The sequence below is a fragment of the Agromyces sp. H66 genome (assembly GCF_004959775.1).
Classification (GTDB): Bacteria; Actinomycetota; Actinomycetes; order Actinomycetales; family Microbacteriaceae; genus Agromyces.
Genome location: NZ_SJZG01000018.1, coordinates 35,159 through 52,617 on the forward strand (window position 1 = coordinate 35,159; position 17,459 = coordinate 52,617).

Here is a 17,459-nt window from a genome sequence, read left to right on the forward strand (position 1 = left end):
CCGCGGCCCGCGATGAGCCTAGAATCGCGCGGTGACCAACGCTCAGGATCCGGCGCCGCTCGCCGTCGAGCTCCTCGGACCCATCGTCGTCCGCGTCGACGGCGTCGACGTGCCGCTGCGGGGCGAGATCGCCCGGGGGATCATCGGCCGGCTGGCGCTCGCCGCGGGCGATGCGGTGTCGACCGAGGAGCTCGTCCGCTCCCTGTGGGCCGAGCCCACCGACACCGCCGCCGTCTCGGTGCGCGTCAACGTGTCGAAGCTCCGCGCCGGCCCGCTCGGGCCCCGGCTCACGGGCGGACGCGGCGGATACCGGCTCGGGGTCGACCCCGAGCACGTCGACCTGCTGCGTCTCCGCGCGGCCATCCGCGGGTTGCGCGCCGCCGTGGCATCCGGCGCCCCGGCCCCCGACCTGGTCGAGCGCCTCGACCTCGCCGAGGTGCTCTGGGGCGCGGACGCACTCCCCGAGCTCGCCGACCAGCCGTTCGCGGTCGACCTGCGCCGCCTGCTCGCCGACGAGCGCCGGTTCGCCGGGCAGGAACTCGCCGTGCTGCACATCGAGCGCGGCGAGTTCGAGTCCGCGCTCGCGGGCATCGAGGTGCTGCGTTCGTGGGATCCCGTCGGCGAGGAGCCGGTGCGACTGGAGGTGCTCGCGCTCGCGGGCGCCGGCCGCACGGGCGAGGCGCTCGCGACGATCGACGTGTTCCGTGCCCGCTGCGCCGACGAGTTCGGGCTCGAGTTGCCGGCGGCGCTCGCGGAGCTGCGGCAGTCCGTGCTGCGGGCCGACCCGTCGGTGGTGTCGCCTGCCCGGGATCGCGTCGAGGTCGAACGCCACGGCATCCCGCTCCCGCTCACCCGGCTGGTCGGCCGCCTCGACGTGCTCGAGTCCATCGCCGAGGCGCGGCGCAACGCGCGCCTCGTGACGCTCGTCGGCCCGGGCGGCGTGGGCAAGACCCGCATGGCCGTCGAGACGGCGCGCCGGGCCGGCCGGGAGTTCGACGACGTGCAGTGGATGGTCGACCTCGCGTCGGTCTCGAGCGGTGCCGACGTCGTGGGGTCGGTCGCGCACGCCGTCGGCGCGACGATGCAGGATGTCGACGCCGTCGTGCGGCGTCTGCACGGGCGACGTGCCCTCCTCATCCTCGACAACGCCGAACACGTGCTCGACGCCTGTCGCACGCTCGCGAAGGGCCTGCTCGAGCGCTGCGAGGGCCTCGCGGTGCTGGTCACGAGCCGTGAGCCGCTGGGCCTCGCCGGCGAACGCCTCGTGCCGGTCCCCACCTTCGGCGGTGCGACCGCCGGCGACGCCGTCGAGCTCTTCGCGGAGCGCGCCGCCGACGCGCGCCCGGGATTCGTCGTCGACGACGGCAACCGAGACGACGTGCGAGCGCTGTGCTCCGCCCTCGATGGGATGCCCCTCGCACTCGAGCTCGCCGCCGCGCGGCTCGCGGTCATGGAGCTCGGACAGCTGGCGGGCTCCGTGCTCGACACGGTCGCTGCCTCGGGGCCGGCCGGCGACCGGCATGCGAGCCTCGTGGACGCCATCGGGTGGAGCATCGACCTGCTCGATCCCGCCGAACGCGAACTGGTCGCACAGGTCGCGTGCTTCGCCGGCACGTTCGACTTCACGGATGTCGCGGCGGTCTGCACCGTCGCCGGCGACGATGCCGCCGCGGTGGCCGTTCGGCTCGCGCAGCAGTCGCTGCTCTCGATCGTCGAACGAGACGGTCGCCCGCGACGGTACCGGGTGCTCGAATCGGTCAAGGCGTACGTCAGGTCGCGCCTCCCGCTCACCGACGCCGAGGCGGCCGCGTGGTCGGCCCGGCACGTCGCCTGGTACGCGGAGCTCGCCGACCGGCTCGCCTCGGAGCTCCGCGGGCATGACCGACGCGCCGTGCGCGACCTGTTCATCGCGGCGTATCCCGATTTCCGCCTGGCACTCGACGCCGCGGTGGCCGCCGGCGACCGGGAGACCGCCCTCCGCATCGCCGGCGGCCAGTCGGAGCACTGGATGCGCGAAGGGCTCCTCGTCGACGGGCGAGCCGACGTCGAGCGCGCCCTCGCCGTGCCGGGCGAGGCGGCACCGGCGGTCGAGGCCCGTGCCCTCTTCGGCGTCGCGCTGCTCGCGTACCAGGGCGGCGCGTTCGAGCCGGCCGTGGCGTATGCCGTCGACGGCCTCGCGGCGGCCGACGCGGCCGGCGACCTCGACACGAGGGCGGCCCTGTCGGCGTACATGGCCTACGGACAGTGCCTCCGGGGCGATCCCGTGGCGGCGGAGGCGCTGGTGGCGCTCGCCGAATCCCTCCCCGATGGGGTCGAGCCGTGGGCTGCCTGCTCGGTGCTGTTCTGCGTCGGACAGGCGCACCGGACGCTCGGCCGGCCCGCGCAGGCCCTCGACGCGCTTCGGGCGGCGAGGGCGATGGCCGTGCGCATCGGCTACGCGTGGGTGGCCGGATCGGCCACCTACCTCATCGGCAAGGTGCTCGTCGACGTCGGTCGCGGACAGGACGCCATCGACGTGCTGGTGCCCGGCATCGCGGAGGTCCTGGAGGAGGGCGAGGCGATGGGGGCGCTGGCGCTGCTGCACCTCGTGGGCGGGGCGTGCGCGCTCATCGAGCGGCATGCCGACGGCGCGGTGATCCACGCGGCGGTCGATCGGATCGGCACCCGGTACGACTACAACCCGGTGATCTCCGAGGGCCCCGACGCCGAGGTCCATCGGCGACGGATCGCCGAGGCGCTCACCCCGCGCGAGCGCGCGCGGGCCGTGGCGATCGGGTCCCGGCTCGACCTCGCCGGCCTCCTCGACTTCGTGAACGCGCTGACGGTGCGAGCGGCCGCCTGACCCGACGCGTAACCGGCGGGTAATCGGCGCACCGGCCGGTCGGGCCGTGCCGCGCACGGACCGCAGGATCGTGGTATGACTCGACCCCTTCCTCGTCATCGGGGGCGCCTGAAGCGCGCCCCCATCTTCGCCGTCGCCGGCGTCGCCGCCATCGGGCTGGCGGTGCCCGCGGTCATCGCGGCCGCCGCGGTCGCTGCGGAGCCCGGCGTGCCCGACACGACGCCGCCGCTGCTCAACACGAGCATCTACGCCCCCTCGGAGAGCGGATGGCACCACGGCGACCCGAACTACCGGGCGCACGCCATCGAGCGCGGCGGCTCCGAGGTGGACAGCATCTCGTACTCGATCGACGGCGGCCCGGTCGTCATCGAGCACGACGACCGGATCGCGATCGACATGTCGGCCGAGGGCGTGCACGAGATCGAGATCTGGACGCTCGATACCGCCGGGAACGAATCCTTCCACCAGCGCCACACGGTGAAGGTCGACACCGTCGCACCGACGATCACGCTGCCCGCGGTCACCGAGTTCGCGGTCGGCGAGAAGGCGGTGTTCACGTACTCGTGCGACGACCCGACCTCCGGCGTGAAGTCCTGCGATGCGGACGTGCCGAACAAGGAGAACCTCAGCACCATCACGCCCGGCGAGTACCTCGTGCGCGTCGTGGCGACCGATGCGGCCGGCCATGAGACGAACGCCGAGTACCGCTACACGGTGATCGCGTCGGATGCCACGCCTCCGGCCGTGGAGCTGCGCCTCGCTCCCGAGCCGGCGTCGGGCTGGTACCGGAGCTACCTGGGCGCGGCCGTCGTCGCGTCGGATCCGTCTGGAATCGCCTCCGTGCACTACGCCGCCGACGGCGCCGTCTCGACGAACGGCGACGTGGTCGGCGAACCCGAGGCGACGTTCGACCTCACCGCCGACGGCGTGACGGACATCACCTACTGGGCGATCGACGGCGTCGGCAACCAGTCCGAGCACCGCACCTCGACGGTGCGCATCGACACCGTCGTTCCGCGCATCGACATCGCATCGCCGGCGCTGTCGAACCCGCTCGCGGAGAGCGAGTTCGAGGTCGAGCAGGGCGAGGTCGTTCCGCTCGAGTTCGAGTGCATCGACGCGCACTCGGGCATCGAGTCCTGCGGTGTCACGGACAACGGGCCGGCGTTCGCCGCGCCGAGCGCGCTGCCGACCGATGAGCTCGGCGAGCAGCGGGTGAAGATCGTCGCACGCGACAACGCCGGCAACGTCACGAAGACGCAGATCGTGTACACGGTGGTCGAGGCGAGCGGCGAGACGCCCGTGGAGCCCGGCGGCACCGACGGCGAAGGCCATGACGGCGCCGGTGAGCCCGCCGCGCCCGCCGCGCCGGCCTCGCCGACCTCAGCAGGCGACCGGGGATCGGCCCTCGCCGACACCGGCTTCCCGCTCATGCCCGCGCTGATGCTCGCCGGCGGCCTCGTCGTCGCCGGGGGACTCGGGCTGACCGCGCGGTCGGCACTTCGCTCGAAGCGCTGAACCGGCGCCGGCGTTCCCTCGAATGCGGGGGAGCGCCGGACGCCCCGCCCCGCGTGCACCGCATGGGATGTCGTCGTGCGACGTCGGGAATCAGGTGAAGTCGCGGTTGCCGCGGAAGCGGCCCTCGGGGTCGACCGTGGCCTTGACGCGGGCGGCACGTGCCACGTCGGACTCGGCGTAGGCGCCCGAGTACCCGACTCCCGGGGCGAGGAAGGTGCCGAGCGTACGGTCGGATGCCGCCACGCCGAGGGCCGCATCGAGGGCGCCGAACGCCCGCTCCGCGGGCTCGGCGCGGTCGGGCAGCCCCATCGCGTGACCGCTGACGATGTGCGTCTCCCGCACGGCGCCCGCGATGCCGGGCCGTGCGGGCGGTGCCGCCAGCGCTCCACCGAGCACGCGGAACGCGAGCCCCATGATCGCCTGCCCCTCGGATGACTCCCACGTCTCGACGAGGCGGGTCACGCTGTCCTCGTCGAGATCGGCGAGCGCAGACCAGCCGAAGCCGGGCGACGGGTCGGTGGGTTCCTCGGCGATGGCCGTGAGCGCGAGGGCATCTATGGGCCCGACGGCGTCGAGCACGACGGTTCCGGCGGAACGGATCGCGTCCAGCGCGGCACGGCCCGCCGCGGACGCGCCGAGCTCGACCGTCTCGACGCTCACGATGGTGGTGCCCCGGAGCTCTGCCGGGGCCTGCGGCACGTCGGGGATGCGCACTGCGCCCGCGTGCAGCGCGAGCGTGTCGGGTGCCGTGCGGCCGGCGGCGACGGTCGCGCGGAAGACGGCCGCGGCATCCGTTCCGGCGAACACGATGCGTCCGCCGGTGAGCACGGGCGCCGGATGCAGGTCGACCTCGATCGCCGTGACGACGCCGAACGCGCCGCCGGCGCCGCGGATCGCCCACAGGAGCTCGGGGTCGTCGGCGTCGCGCAGCCAGCGGTGGCGGCCGTCGGCGGTCAGCAGCTCGACGGCGCGCAGCGAGCTCGAGCCGAAGCCGAACGAACGGGCGAACCACGAGTGGCCGCCGCCGAGCGTGAACGCCGTGGCGTTCACCACGCCGCTCGAGCCCGACATCGCCACGAGGCCGGTGCCCGCGAGCGAGTCGAGCACGAGTCCCATGCGGGCCCCGGCCCCGATGCGAGCGGTGCGTCCGTCGACGTCGACGTCGACGAGGTCGAAGGCGGCCGTGCGCACCAGCAGGGTGCCGTCGAGGGTGCCCGACGCGCCGTGTCCCGACGGCTGCACCGCGACCTGGATTCCGTCGGCCCTCGCGGCGGCCACCAGCGCCCGCAGGTCGTCGACGTCGCCCGGGGTCGCGACCGCCGCAGGTCGCTGGTCGATCGCGAGGTTCCACGGCGAGCGGGCGGCATCCCAGCGAGGGTCGCCCGGACGCACGAGCCGGTTCCCGAGCCGTTCGGCGAGGGCGTCGAGGGCGGGGTGCGCGGCGGCGTCGGTCATCGCTGGTCCTTCCGTGGCATCCGTCGGCGGACGCCGACCCACGTCACGCTATCGGGGCCGACCGACGTCGGGAACCCTGCGAGCACTCACCGGACCAGACGCACCTCGAGGATCTCCTCGCCGAGGAACGGCTGCAGCTGCTCGGCGCCGTCGGGCGTGAATCCGTTGCGCTTGTAGAAGGCATGGGCCCGGGGGTTGTCCTTCGCGACCCAGAGGTAGCCGGGGCGGTCGCCGCAGGCGGCATCGAACAGCTTCTGGCCGATGCCGGTGCCGTGATACGCGTGCAGCAGGTAGATGAAGTAGAGCTCCCGCTCGCGAGGCGGATTCTCGTCACGTGCCGGCCCCGAGCCGACGAAGCCGACGATCTCGCCGTCGACGAGTGCGGCGAACTGGTTGTACTCCTCGCCTCGGGCGGCCATGTGGGTCCAGAGCTCGGCCATCCGGCGGGGGGAGAGGTTCTCGAAGGCGGCTGCGCTGATCAGGTGGTCGTAGGTCTCGTGCCAGCAGGTGGCGTGAACTCGGCCCAGGGCCTCCACATCCGAGTCGCGGATGGGACGGACGACGACGTCGGCAACAACTTCGGTGCTCATGTCTCGAGGCTAAGCCAGCGCGCGCGGGAGGGGAAATCGAGCAGGGCCGACCGCCGCCGAGCGATGGGCGCTCCGCCGCGACGCGCGACCGACGGCCAAACGTTTCCGCAGCGTGGAAGCGCGCGTTGAACGCGCTTCGAGGCGTTGCGAACATGCACGGGCCGGTCGCGACCGAAGTCGGTCGGGCCGCCGGGCATTCAAAGGAGATATCCCATGCTGCGCACGCGTGCTCGACGGTCGAGCCGGAACGGGGTCGTCCGATGAAGGCGATGGCCGTCCACCTCGGGAAGGTCCTCTTCTCCTCCGTCATCCTCCTCGTCGTGGTCATCACGATCCTCTTCCTGCTCCTCGAGCTCGCTCCGGGGGACCCGATCCAGACGTTGGTCGGCGACGTGCCGATCTCCGACGCACTGCGCGAGCAGATCTACGCCACGTTCGGCTTGGACAAGCCCGCCTGGGAGCGCTACCTGATCTACATGGGCAACGTGCTCACCGGGAACCTCGGGGTCTCGTTCGGCACCGAGGTGCCCGTCTCGCAGCTCATCGGCGAACGGATCGGCAACACGCTCGCCCTCGCCATCCCGTCGTTCATCCTCTCGACCATCGGCGCCGTCGTCATCGGATCGATCGCGGCGAAGACGCGCAAGCGCTGGCTCGACACGCTGCTCTCCGGCAGCGCGGTCGCCCTGTTCTCACTGCCGAACTTCTGGCTCGGCCTGATGCTGATCATCCTGTTCTCGATCACCCTCGGCTGGCTGCCCACGCAGGGCAAGGCGCCCTACGGCGTGGAGGGCATCGAGGTCCAGTACATGATCCTCCCGCTGATCACGATGGCCACCTCCGAGCTCGCCTTCAAGGCTCGCATCATGCGAGCCTCGATGATCGAGTCCCTCGGCCAGGACTTCATGGACACCGCCCGCTCGAAGGGCATGGCCGATCGCGCCGCGCTCTGGCGACATGCCCTTCCCAACGCCCTCCTGCCCATGGTGACGGTGGCCGGACTCAGCCTCTCGCACGTCCTGGCCGGCTCGGTCCTGGTGGAGCGGGTCTTCGGCTGGCCGGGCATGGGCCTCCTCTTCATCGGCGCGATCGAGCGCCAGGACACCTTCCTGGTGCTCGGCATCGTCATCGTGCTGACCGTCACCATCCTCATCGTCAACCTCGTGACCGACATCGTCTACGGCCTCGTGGATCCGCGTCTTCGCAGCCGGGTGACGAGACCGGTAAGGAGCGAACCGTGAGCGTCCAACAACTGTCCCGACCGGCCTCCGACGCGGCGCCGGAAGCGGCACCGCCCCGGCGCCCGGCTCGGCGCCCGCGCAACCCCGATGCGATCTGGCGCGTGTACTTCCGCAAGCCCCTCGTGCGGATCGCGTTGCCGATCCTGGTCGTCATCGTCCTCGCGTCGGTCATCGGTCCGATGCTGACGGGAGATCCGTTCGCGACGAACCACCCGACCTTCGTGCCGCCGAACGCCGAGTACCCGCTCGGCACGGACAACCTGGGGCGCGATTACCTCGGGCGCGTGCTGATGGGCGGTCAGGTGTCGCTGCTGGTCGGCTTCAGCGTCGCGTTCCTGTGCCTGACCGTCGCGCTCGTCGTCGGAGGGCTCGCCGGCTTCTACGGCGGTGTCCTCGACACGGTGCTGGTGAAGATCTCCGAGTTCTTCCAGGTCATCCCAGGCATCGTCCTCGCACTCGTCGCGGCGGCGATCCTCGGCTCGAACCTCGCGATGATCGTGATCATCCTGTCGGTGACGATGTGGCCCGGCGTGGCCCGCATCGTGCGGGCCGAGGCGATGCGCATCTCCCAGCTCGGCTACGTCGAATCCCAGCGCGCGGCAGGCTTCCTCAGCCTGCGCATCCTGTGGTCCGACGTGCTGCCGAACGCGATGCCCCCGGTGCTCGTGGCCACGACGATGACCGTCGCCCGCGCCATCCTCGCCGAATCGGGCCTGTCCTTCCTCGGGATCGGCGACGCGAACCGCCCCAGCTGGGGCGCGCTGCTGAACCAGGCGCAGCCGTACATCTCCACCGCGTGGTGGCTGGCGCTCTTCCCGGGCCTGTGCATCTTCATCGTCGTGCTGGCGATCAACCTGCTCGGCGATGCGCTCAACGACGCGCTCAACCCGTCGATCGGAAGGGTGAAATGACCACCGTCGAATCCTCCGCCCTCACGAGCGAGACCGCACGATCGTTCGCCCCGCCGGGCAGCGGCGCCACCTTCCTCGAGGTCGCCGACCTCGAGGTCCACCTGCCGACCGGTCCCCGCAGGGAGATCCGGGCCGTCCAGTCGGTCAGCCTCCGGGTGCGCCGGGGCGAGCGCGTCGGGATCGTCGGCGAGTCCGGATCCGGCAAGTCCGTCACCGGACGCGCGATCGCGGGCCTCCTGCCCACGAACCCGCGCGTTCGGGTGTCGGGTTCGATCACGTTCGACGGCCGCGAGATGGTCGGAGCCCCCGCGCGAGCGTGGGATGAGATCCGGTCGCGGTCGGTGGGCATGATCTTCCAGGACCCCCTCACCTTCCTCAACCCCGTGATGAAGGTCGGCGCGCAGGTCCGGGAGGCGGTCGCCCCCGGCAGGCGGTCGGGCAGCGACACCGCGGCCGACCCCGAAGCCATCCGCTTCCTGACGCTGGCCGGCCTCGCGGACGCCGACGACCTCGCGCGCCGCTTCCCCCACGAGCTCAGCGGTGGTCAACGTCAGCGCGTGCTGATCGCGATCGCGATCGCGAAGCAGCCCGACCTGATCCTCGCCGACGAGCCCACGACGGCGCTCGATGCCACCGTGCAGCGGAGGGTCCTGAACACGCTCGACGAGACCGTCGCCACGCTCGGCACCTCGCTGATCCTCATCTCGCACGACCTCGCCGTCGTGGCGAGCATGACGGACACCATCTACGTGATGTACGCGGGGCGGGTCGTCGAATCCGGACCCACCCGGCAGGTGCTGCTCTCCCCGCAGCACCCGTACACGCAGGCCCTGCTGCGCAGCGTCCGGAGCCTCACCGAGGCGGGGATGGACCTCTGGTCCATCCCACCCGAGCTGCGCCGCGAGATCGACGCACTCGTCGCGAAGGGGGCGGATTCGTGATCGAGGTCACGCACGCATCGAAGACCTTCCGGTCGCGACGGGGCGGCCGGTCCGTCGCCGCCGTCGTCGACGCCGATCTCACCGCCGAGCGCGGCGAGTTCGTGGCGATCGTCGGCGAGAGCGGATCGGGCAAGAGCACGCTCGCCCGGATGCTCCTGGGACTCATCCCGCCGACATCCGGACGCATCGAGATCAACGGCGTCGACATCGCGCACATGAACGCCGCGCAGCGCAGGGAGTACCGGCGGACCGTGCAGGCCGTCCTGCAGGACCCCTCGGGGTCGCTCAATCCCCGCAAACCCGTCGGACGCACCATCGGCGAGATCGTGACGCTGCACGGCATCGCCCGCGGCCGCGACGACGTGTACGCCAAGGTCCTCGAGGTGCTGGAACTGGTCGGCCTCACTCCCGCGGCATCCTTCGTCCACCGGTTCCCGCAGGAGCTCAGCGGGGGCCAGCGCCAGCGCGTGCTGATCGCCAGGGCGATCGTCCTGGATCCGCAGATCATCGTCGCCGACGAGGCGGTCTCCGCCCTCGACGCATCGGTGAAGGCCGGAGTCCTCCGGCTGATGAACGGCCTGACCGAGCGCCTCGGCGTGGGCTACGTCTTCATCACGCACGACCTTCCGGTCGTCAAGAAGGTCGCCGACCGCGTCTACGTGATGAAGGCCGGCGAGATCGTCGAATCCGGCACCACGAAGCAGATCTTCGAGCACCCACAGCACCCGTACACGCAGAATCTGCTGGCCTCCGAGCTCGTCCTGGAGACCGTCCTGTGACCCGGCACCCGGCCGGCCACCAGAACTGAACACCCACCCCCGTCCCTGCGCAGTCCTGCGCTCGGAGCTACAGAGAGGTAGTCCATGAGATCCACGCGTACGACCCGATTGGCCGCCGTGGCGGTCCTCGCGTCCACGGCCCTGCTCATCGCAGGATGCTCGGCCGGCCCATCCGCATCGGAGAACGACGAGCCCAGCGGGCCGACCGTCTACATCGATGCGATCTCCGCCGACCCGATCAGCTTCAACCCGCAGATCACGAACTCGCCCGCAACGACGGCGTTCGGTGCGGCGGTCTTCGACCAGCTCGTCTACATCGACACCGAGTCGGAGATCCACCCCATGCTGGCGAAGTCGTGGGAGTACAGCGACGACCAGTCGACGCTGACGTTCATCCTCGAAGAGGGCGTCACGTGGCACGACGGCGAGCCCTTCACCTCCGAGGACGTGAAGTTCAACTTCGACGAGATCATGCAGTACCAGACGTACGGCGCCTCCCTCGTCAAGTCGATCGACTCGGTGGACGCCCCCGACGACCACACCGTCGTGCTGCACCTGAACTCCCAGTTCGGGCCGTTCTTCGAGACGCTCGCCCTCCAGGCGATCGTTCCGAAGCACCTCTACGAGGGCACCGACCCCGTCACCAACCCCGCGAACATGGCACCCATCGGCACGGGTGCGATGAAGTTCGAGTCCTTCTCATCCGGCGCCGAGGTCATCCTCGTGAAGAACGAGGACTACTGGCGCGGCGAGGTGCAGGTCGACACGGCCATCTACCCGGTCATGGCCGACACGAACACGCGCGCCCTCGCCCTGATCTCGGGCGAGGTCGACAAGGCATCCATCGATGCCTCGCAGCTCGACCAGATCGAGGGCAAGCCCGAGCTGGTCCACCTCGAGGAGGGCTATTTCGCCCAGGCGGTCGTGCTCCAGATGAACACCCTCAACCCGTACCTGGCCGACCCCGAGGTCCGCGCCCTGGTCTTCTCCGCGCTGGACCGCACCGCCTTCGCCGACGTGGCGTTGGCCGGCTACGGCGAACCCGCCGACGGCTTCTTCCCGGACACCCTGGCCTGGGCGAAGAACGAGGACATCGACTTCGCGGAGGACTTCCCCTACGACGTCGAGGCGATCAACGAGGGCCTGGACGAGGCGGGCTTCCCCGTCGGCGCCGACGGCGTCCGGTTCACGCTGAACGTCAAGTACATCTCGACCCTCACCGACACCGTCGCCATGGCCGAGCAGGCCAAGTCGATGCTCGGCGAGGTCGGCATCGGCGTCAACCTCGAGGGCGTGACCTCGGCGATCTTCACCGACCAGATCTACGTGCAGAACAACTTCGACCTGTCGTTCCTGCGCACGACGGTGTCGGCCGACCCCGGTCTCGGCATCTCGCGCTGGTACCAGTGCAATCCCGACCACATGTCGGCACGCAACCCGTCGGGGATCTGCGACCCCGAGATCGACGCGGCCGTCGCCGGCGCCAACTCGACCACCGATCGCGAGGAGCGCGGCTCGTACTTCCGCGACATGCAGGAGCGTGCGAGGGAGCTCATCTTCTTCGCTCCGCTGGTGTGGACCAATGCGTCGTTCCCGACGGTCAACACGACCCGGTGGGACGGCCTGGTCGGCATCGACGAGGGCACGGCGAGCGGCAACGTCAACTGGCTGACCATGAAGTGGAAGGGCTGACCGCGACGCGATGACGACCGCTGAGCGAGGCTCCGGGCATCCGCCCGGAGCCTCGCTCGGTCGCCGGTGTCAGGGAAGGATCGCGATGTTGAGGGCGTGCTCGCCCTCGACCCTGCCCGAGAGGACCTGCACGGCCTCGACGATCCCGTCGAGGCCGAACGTGTGGGTGCCGAGCTTCTCGAGCGGGTAGGCGCCGGACTCGATGATCGCGATGGCCTCGCGGATCGAACGCCCCTCCACCCCGCGGGCGCCGATGACCCGCAGCCCCTTCTGGATCAGCTTGTCGGTCACCACCTCGATCGGCCTGCCGTGCTTGAGTCCGGCCAGCACGACGGTCGAACCCATGCGAGCGACCTCGACGGCGTCGCGAACGGGCTGGGCGGCACTCGGCGTGACATCGAGCACCACGTCCGCTCCGCGGCCGGCGGTCGCCTCGGAGACCCGCTCGACGACGTCCTCCTGATCCGCGAAGATCGTCGTCTGCACTCCGAACTCCCGGGCGATCCGCAGCTTGTGCGCGTCGCGGGCGAGGCCGGTCGCGATGACGTGCTCGGCGCCGGCGGACGTGGCCGCGATCGCGGCGGCGATGCCCCGCTGCCCCGCTCCGAGGATGACCACGGTGTCGCCCGGCTGGACTCCGCCGAGGTGGTTCGCCCACCGGATGCCGGCCGCGAGGGCGTTGTACATCGCGGCGGTCGCGACCGGCACCGAGGCATCCATCCGGTGGACGATGGAGTTGGGATGCACGTACATGTACTCGGCCATGCCGCCCTGGAGGGGCGTCGAGGCCGGGAACGGACGCGCGCCGTACCCGCCCAGCGACGCCTCGCACGAGCTGAAGACCTGCCGCGCGCACTGGCGGCACTCGTGACAGGGGAGCACGACCTCGACCACGATGCGGTCGCCGACGCCGACGCCCCAACGGCGGGATGCCTCCGGGCCGATGCTCTCGATGATGCCGAGCGGCTCGTGGCCCGGGACGATGCGCCCCTGCCTGCCGCCGGAGAGGATCTGCTCGATATCGCTCCCGCAGAGTCCGTTCGCCTCGACACGGATGACCGCGTCATCGACGCCGGCGACGGGGATGGGATGCTCTTCGATCTCGATGCGGTTGGGGCCGCTCAGGAATGCGGCGCGTGCGTCGGTCATGAACCTCACTTCGCTTCGGTCGGTGTGCCACCACGCTAGGCGCGTCCGTGCCGCGCGGGACTTCCGGGTTCCGTGAGACGGAATCAGGTCTGCAACGGGCCGCGGACGGCGCAATAGTCGAGAGTGCCGAACAGGAAGGTTCCGAGATGATCGCCGAGATGATCGACCCGACGAAGCGCCCGCGCATCGAGTCCGCAGCGACACCGGCGTCCGCCGGCCGTCCGCGCTCCCTCGACGGGCTCCGCATCGGGCTGCTGGGCAACACCAAGCGCAACGCCGACCTCATCCTCGACGCCGTCGGGGCGCAACTCGCCCGGCGTGCCGACGCGGTCACGCTCGTTCCGCGCACGAAGACGCAGTTCGCCATGCCGCTTCCCGTGGACCTGATCGAGGAGCTCATCCGCGAATGCGACGTCGTCGTCATCGGCGTGGGCGACTGCGGCTCGTGCAGCGCGTCCGCCGTCGCGGACGGGATCGCGCTCGAACGGGTCGGCATCCCCACCGCCGTGGTCTGCACCGACGCCTTCGTCGACCCGTCGGCGGCGATGGCGGGGCTCAAGGGTGCGCCGGACTTCCCGTTCCTGCTCACCCCGCACCCGATCGCGAACCTCGCCGTGGACGAGATCCTCGAGCGCGGTGCGCAGCTCGCGGACGGCGTGCTGCACCGCCTGATCGACGAGCCGGCCCTCGTCGCCGCGACCGCGTGAGCGGGGGCAACGCCGTCGCGCTCGATCCGGAGGTCGCGGCGGGAATCGCGGAGCACATCTACGAGCAGGGCTGGACGGACGGACTTCCCGCCCTGCCCGCCACCGCCGAATCGGTCGAGCGCATGCTCGCTGCGACCGCACGCGACCCCGAGGAGATCGCGGCGCAGCATCCGCAGCTCGAGCGCAGTGTCACCGTGCGTGAGATCGCCGTCAACGCCGTGATGGCCGGTTGCCTGCCGGAGCACTTCCCCGTCGTCCTGGCCGCATGGGACGCACTGTCGGCAGATCGCGCGGCGCGCGGAGGCGGTTGGCAGAGCACGAGCGGTCCCGGTCCACTGGTGATCGTCAACGGTCCGATCCGCGACCGGATCGGCGTCAACTCGGCGGGGGGCGCACTCGGGCCGGGGTTCCGGGCGAACGCCACGATTCCGCGCGCGATCGGCCTGACCGTTCGCAACAGCTTCGGCATCCGCCCCCGTGAGCTCGAGCAGGCGACCATCGGCACGGTCGGCCGGTGGCAGATGTGCATCGGCGAGAACGAGGAGGCCAGCCCGTGGGAGTCGTTGTCGGTCGAGGCCGGTCTCGACCCCGGCCGGAGTGCGGTGTCCGCGATGCTGGTGCGCACCTTCGAGGTCGTCGACAACCGCAGCTTCACCAGCCACGAGGAGGTCCTCGCGGACCTCGTCGACACCGTCCAGCGCGCCGGCGCCCTCATCGGGCGGCACAGCCCGACCGGCATCATCCTGAACCCGGAGCACGCCCGCCTCTTCGCCGAGGCCGGTATGGGCAAGCAGGACGTCCGCGAGTGGATCGTCGCTCGCGCGGGGCGCACCGAAGCGCAGTTGCAGGCGGTCGGCAAGGGGCTGAGCCACCTCCCCGGCGGCCCCTTCGCGCCCGACCACTTCCACCCGACGATCGCGGATGCCAGGCTCGCGACGCTCCCGATCATCGTCGCCGGGTCGTCGAACGCCGCCATGTCCATGGTGTTCCGGGTTCTCGGCTTGTGGTCCGGGCAGTCGTTCCCGGTCCCCTGAACCCATCCCACATCCGCATCCGGCAGAGAGGCCAGATAACCCCATGACCGATTCCACTCCCGAGGTATGGACCGTCCCCGTCTCCGACCCGCTGGCGAGCGCCGGCGAGCCGTGGCTGTCGGGCAAGGTGGCCCTCGTCGTCGGCGGAGGCCTGAGCGGCCCCGAAGGCGGCATCGGCTTCGCGATCGCGTGGCTGTGCGCCCGGAACGGCGCGGCCGTGGCGATCCTCGATCGAGACCCCGCTGCGGGTCGGCGCACGCTCGACGCGATCCGCGAGGCCGGCGGCGTGGCGGAGTACTTCCCCGTCGACGTCACCGACGACGCGTCCGTGGCGAGCGCCGTGTCCGCCGCCGCGGAACGCTTCGGTCGCTTCGACGTCGTCGCGGACTCGATCGGCGGCGGCGGCGTGCAGCCGATGTTCGACGCGACCCTGGACCAGTTCGAGGACGCGATGCGCCTGAACTTCACCGCCGTCTGGTACGTGATGCGCCACGCCCAGAGGCACATGGACCGCGGCGCATCCATGGTCACGATCTCCTCGGCGGCCGCCGAGGGGCGCGGGCCCGGCCTGCCGTACTCGTTCGGCAAGGCCGCGCTCGAGAAGCTCACCTCCGGCGCGGCCGCCAGCCTCGCCGCACGCGGGATCCGGGTGAACTGCGTGCGCGTCGGCATGATCTGGGGGGCGTTCGCCGCCCGCGGGATGTCGGAGGAACAGCGCGTCATGCGCGCGAACAACGTGATGCTGCAGACGGAGGGCAACAACTGGGACATCGCGCGCGCGGCGTTCTTCCTCCTGACCGACCAGGCCCGCTGGATCACCGGGCAGACCATCGCGGTCGACGGTGGCGGGTTCCGGTTGACCAACACCGGCGCGGCGGGATCCAACCTCAAGTGAGTACCTTCGCACTGTGGAACGCCGAGGTCGACACCCGACCCTGGGCGTCCACGCAGGATCTTCAGCTGGCCGAGTTCGGGCGCATGGTCGAGCGACTGCGCGCCCACGAGGTCTGGGCCGCCCGACTCGCCCCGCGCACGACGTTCTCCCACGTCGACGACCTGCTCGAGGTCCCCTTCACGACGAAGGAGGACCTGCGTGCGGCCCAGGCCGAGGCCGACACGGCGCGCCCGCTCGGCGCGTTCCAGTTGGTCGACGCCGCGGATCTCGTGCAGGTGACCTCCTCCTCCGGCACGACCGGCGCGCAGACCTACTTCGGGCTCAGCCGCAACGACTGGGTGCGCTGGAAGGATCGGATCGGCAACGCCTACCGCACGGCCGGAGTCGGACCGGGCTCGGTGGTCGCGCTCACCACCGGCATGGCGATCGTCGCAGGGGGGCTTCCCTACGCCGACGGCATCCGGGAAGCCGGCGGCGTGCTGGCGTGGATCGGCGGCCAGACCACCCCGAGGATGGCGTTCGGGATGGATCGGATCGGCGTCGACGTGCTCGTCGCCACGGCGTCGTTCGCCTCGCACTTCGCGGAGCGTTGCACCGAAGAGCTGGGCAGGCCCGCGCGCGAGCTCGCCGTGCGCACGGTGATCGCCGGCGGCGAGCCGGGTGCCGGCGTGCCGCACATCCGACGGGGGATCCTGGACGCCTGGGGCGCGACCCGGGTCAGCGAGTTCATGGGCCTGGCCGATGTGCTCCCGGCCATGTGGGCCGAGTGCGAGATGGGCCGGGGGATGCACTTCACCGCGGCCCCCGACGTGCTCGTCGAACTGATCGACCCGGCGACCCTGGAGCACATCCCCTGGGAGCCGGGTGCGACGGGAGAGGCGGTCTACACGACCCTCAGCCGCGAGGCCTCCGCCGTCGTCCGATTCCGCTCGCGCGATCAGATCCAGGTCACCGGGACCTCGTGCGCCTGCGGTCGCACCGCTCCCACCATCCGTTGCGTCGGCCGCACCGACGACATGCTGATCTTCAAGGCGATGAACGTGTACCCCAGCGCCATCCGCGAGCTGGTGCTCGATGCGGCATCACCGGTGCTCTCGGGCACGATGCGCATCCGCAAGAGCAGCGCGGACCAGGTGCGCTTCGACAGCGACATCCCGCTCGAGGTCGAACTGCGAGACGGGATGACCGTCGAGCGGGCGACCCCCCTGCTGCGCGCGGCGGAAGAGGCGGTGCGCCGGCAGTTGCGCGTGCGGGTTCGCGTGGAGCCGCTGCCGATGGGTGTCATCCCCGTGAGCGACTACAAGAACGCGCTCGTCTACGCCCCCGCGTGACCCGGGCCCCCGCCTGACCCGGCGGCCGGGTGTGCACGACCACGCCCCGCCGTCGACCAACGGTCGGCGGCGGGGCGTGGTCGTGCCCGAGGCCGGTGCGCGGGCGTCAGCCCTGCGCGCGGCGGTTGGTGCGCGTGCTGCGCGACGGCGACACGAGGCTGCCGACGCGAAGCGGCTGCTTCGCGGTGGAGCGAGCGGATGCCCCGCCCTTCGACGTGCTCAGGGACCGGCTCGCACCCGAACTCTGCGCGCCGCGGCTGTGCCCCGCGCCCTGCTTGGGCGCGTGCGCCTTCGCCTCCGCGGGGCGGCCGGAGCGGTCGCGTCGCGGCGTCGCCGGGGCGACGTCCGCCTGGCCGGCGCGACCGCCGCGGCGA

The 17,459-nt window shown here is 71.4% G+C and carries 15 protein-coding genes; 11 read left to right on the forward strand and 4 right to left on the reverse strand.

Features of this window, described 5'->3' with window-relative positions:
- Positions 1-31 precede the first annotated feature (31 nt).
- Positions 32-2,842, forward strand: coding sequence for a BTAD domain-containing putative transcriptional regulator (locus tag EZM51_RS19700; RefSeq protein ID WP_136710015.1), 2,811 nt, complete (start codon positions 32-34; stop codon positions 2,840-2,842).
- Between the two features lie 75 nt (positions 2,843-2,917).
- A complete protein-coding gene (locus tag EZM51_RS19705; RefSeq protein WP_136710016.1) occupies positions 2,918-4,360 on the forward strand; it encodes a hypothetical protein in 1,443 nt (480 codons plus the stop codon).
- A 90-nt stretch (positions 4,361-4,450) separates the two neighbouring features.
- Here the strand turns inward: EZM51_RS19705 and EZM51_RS19710 are convergent, their stop codons facing one another.
- Positions 4,451-5,815 (reverse strand): FAD-binding protein, encoded by a 1,365-nt coding sequence (locus tag EZM51_RS19710; protein ID WP_136710017.1) that lies wholly within the window; start codon positions 5,813-5,815, stop codon positions 4,451-4,453.
- 86 nt (positions 5,816-5,901) lie between these two features.
- Positions 5,902-6,405: a GNAT family N-acetyltransferase gene (locus EZM51_RS19715; RefSeq protein WP_136710018.1), complete on the reverse strand. Its 504-nt coding sequence runs from the start codon at positions 6,403-6,405 to the stop codon at positions 5,902-5,904.
- 269 nt (positions 6,406-6,674) lie between these two features.
- Here EZM51_RS19715 and EZM51_RS19720 point away from each other — a divergent pair, with 269 nt between their 5' ends.
- The 5 genes from EZM51_RS19720 (at position 6,675) to EZM51_RS19740 (ending at position 11,969) form a co-directional block, all read left to right on the forward strand.
- Complete coding sequence (locus tag EZM51_RS19720) at positions 6,675-7,646, forward strand: ABC transporter permease (RefSeq protein WP_169054006.1); 972 nt, start codon at positions 6,675-6,677, stop codon at positions 7,644-7,646.
- Positions 7,643-8,557, forward strand: a complete 915-nt coding sequence (locus tag EZM51_RS19725; protein ID WP_136710020.1) for an ABC transporter permease — start codon at positions 7,643-7,645, stop codon at positions 8,555-8,557. The genes EZM51_RS19720 and EZM51_RS19725 overlap by 4 nt, the downstream gene beginning before the upstream one ends.
- Positions 8,554-9,498 carry an ABC transporter ATP-binding protein gene (locus EZM51_RS19730; protein WP_136710021.1) on the forward strand — a complete coding sequence of 315 codons (945 nt, stop codon included), beginning with the start codon at positions 8,554-8,556 and terminating at the stop codon, positions 9,496-9,498. The genes EZM51_RS19725 and EZM51_RS19730 overlap by 4 nt, the downstream gene beginning before the upstream one ends.
- Positions 9,495-10,277: an ABC transporter ATP-binding protein gene (locus EZM51_RS19735; RefSeq protein WP_169054007.1), complete on the forward strand. Its 783-nt coding sequence runs from the start codon at positions 9,495-9,497 to the stop codon at positions 10,275-10,277. The genes EZM51_RS19730 and EZM51_RS19735 overlap by 4 nt, the downstream gene beginning before the upstream one ends.
- An 84-nt stretch (positions 10,278-10,361) precedes the next feature.
- Positions 10,362-11,969 carry an ABC transporter substrate-binding protein gene (locus tag EZM51_RS19740; RefSeq protein ID WP_136710023.1) on the forward strand — a complete coding sequence of 536 codons (1,608 nt, stop codon included), beginning with the start codon at positions 10,362-10,364 and terminating at the stop codon, positions 11,967-11,969.
- A gap of 69 nt (positions 11,970-12,038) precedes the next feature.
- Here EZM51_RS19740 and EZM51_RS19745 read toward each other — a convergent pair whose 3' ends face one another.
- On the reverse strand, positions 12,039-13,118 hold the full coding sequence (locus tag EZM51_RS19745) for an alcohol dehydrogenase catalytic domain-containing protein (RefSeq protein ID WP_136710024.1): 1,080 nt from the start codon (positions 13,116-13,118) through the stop codon (positions 12,039-12,041).
- 146 nt (positions 13,119-13,264) lie between these two features.
- Between EZM51_RS19745 and EZM51_RS19750 the strand changes: the two genes are divergently transcribed.
- The 4 genes from EZM51_RS19750 to EZM51_RS19765 are packed head-to-tail and all read left to right on the forward strand — an operon-like array spanning position 13,265 to position 17,085.
- Positions 13,265-13,825: a UGSC family (seleno)protein gene (locus tag EZM51_RS19750; RefSeq protein ID WP_136710025.1), complete on the forward strand. Its 561-nt coding sequence runs from the start codon at positions 13,265-13,267 to the stop codon at positions 13,823-13,825.
- Complete coding sequence (locus tag EZM51_RS19755; protein ID WP_211195999.1) at positions 13,822-14,859, forward strand: hypothetical protein; 1,038 nt, start codon at positions 13,822-13,824, stop codon at positions 14,857-14,859. Before EZM51_RS19750 ends, EZM51_RS19755 begins: the two co-directional genes overlap by 4 nt.
- A 43-nt stretch (positions 14,860-14,902) precedes the next feature.
- Positions 14,903-15,754, forward strand: a complete 852-nt coding sequence (locus EZM51_RS19760) for an SDR family oxidoreductase (protein WP_169054008.1) — start codon at positions 14,903-14,905, stop codon at positions 15,752-15,754.
- Complete coding sequence (locus EZM51_RS19765) at positions 15,751-17,085, forward strand: phenylacetate--CoA ligase (protein ID WP_136710027.1); 1,335 nt, start codon at positions 15,751-15,753, stop codon at positions 17,083-17,085. The genes EZM51_RS19760 and EZM51_RS19765 overlap by 4 nt, the downstream gene beginning before the upstream one ends.
- A 106-nt stretch (positions 17,086-17,191) precedes the next feature.
- Here the strand turns inward: EZM51_RS19765 and EZM51_RS20745 are convergent.
- On the reverse strand, positions 17,192-17,459 hold a 268-nt coding region (locus EZM51_RS20745), incomplete at its 5' end, for a hypothetical protein (RefSeq protein WP_169054009.1).

Excerpts from the sequence above, each read along its gene's own strand:
- EZM51_RS19745 (WP_136710024.1), bottom strand. The coding sequence starts at position 13,118 with ATGACCGACGCACGCGCCGCATTCCTGAGCGGCCCCAACCGCATCGAG.
- EZM51_RS19750 (WP_136710025.1), top strand. The coding sequence starts at position 13,265 with ATGATCGCCGAGATGATCGACCCGACGAAGCGCCCGCGCATCGAGTCC.
- EZM51_RS19740 (WP_136710023.1), top strand. The coding sequence starts at position 10,362 with ATGAGATCCACGCGTACGACCCGATTGGCCGCCGTGGCGGTCCTCGCG.
- EZM51_RS19760 (WP_169054008.1), top strand. The coding sequence starts at position 14,903 with ATGACCGATTCCACTCCCGAGGTATGGACCGTCCCCGTCTCCGACCCG.
- EZM51_RS19705 (WP_136710016.1), top strand. The coding sequence starts at position 2,918 with ATGACTCGACCCCTTCCTCGTCATCGGGGGCGCCTGAAGCGCGCCCCC.
- EZM51_RS19730 (WP_136710021.1), top strand. The coding sequence starts at position 8,554 with ATGACCACCGTCGAATCCTCCGCCCTCACGAGCGAGACCGCACGATCG.
- EZM51_RS19720 (WP_169054006.1), top strand. The coding sequence starts at position 6,675 with ATGGCCGTCCACCTCGGGAAGGTCCTCTTCTCCTCCGTCATCCTCCTC.
- EZM51_RS19710 (WP_136710017.1), bottom strand. The coding sequence starts at position 5,815 with ATGACCGACGCCGCCGCGCACCCCGCCCTCGACGCCCTCGCCGAACGG.
- EZM51_RS19715 (WP_136710018.1), bottom strand. The coding sequence starts at position 6,405 with ATGAGCACCGAAGTTGTTGCCGACGTCGTCGTCCGTCCCATCCGCGAC.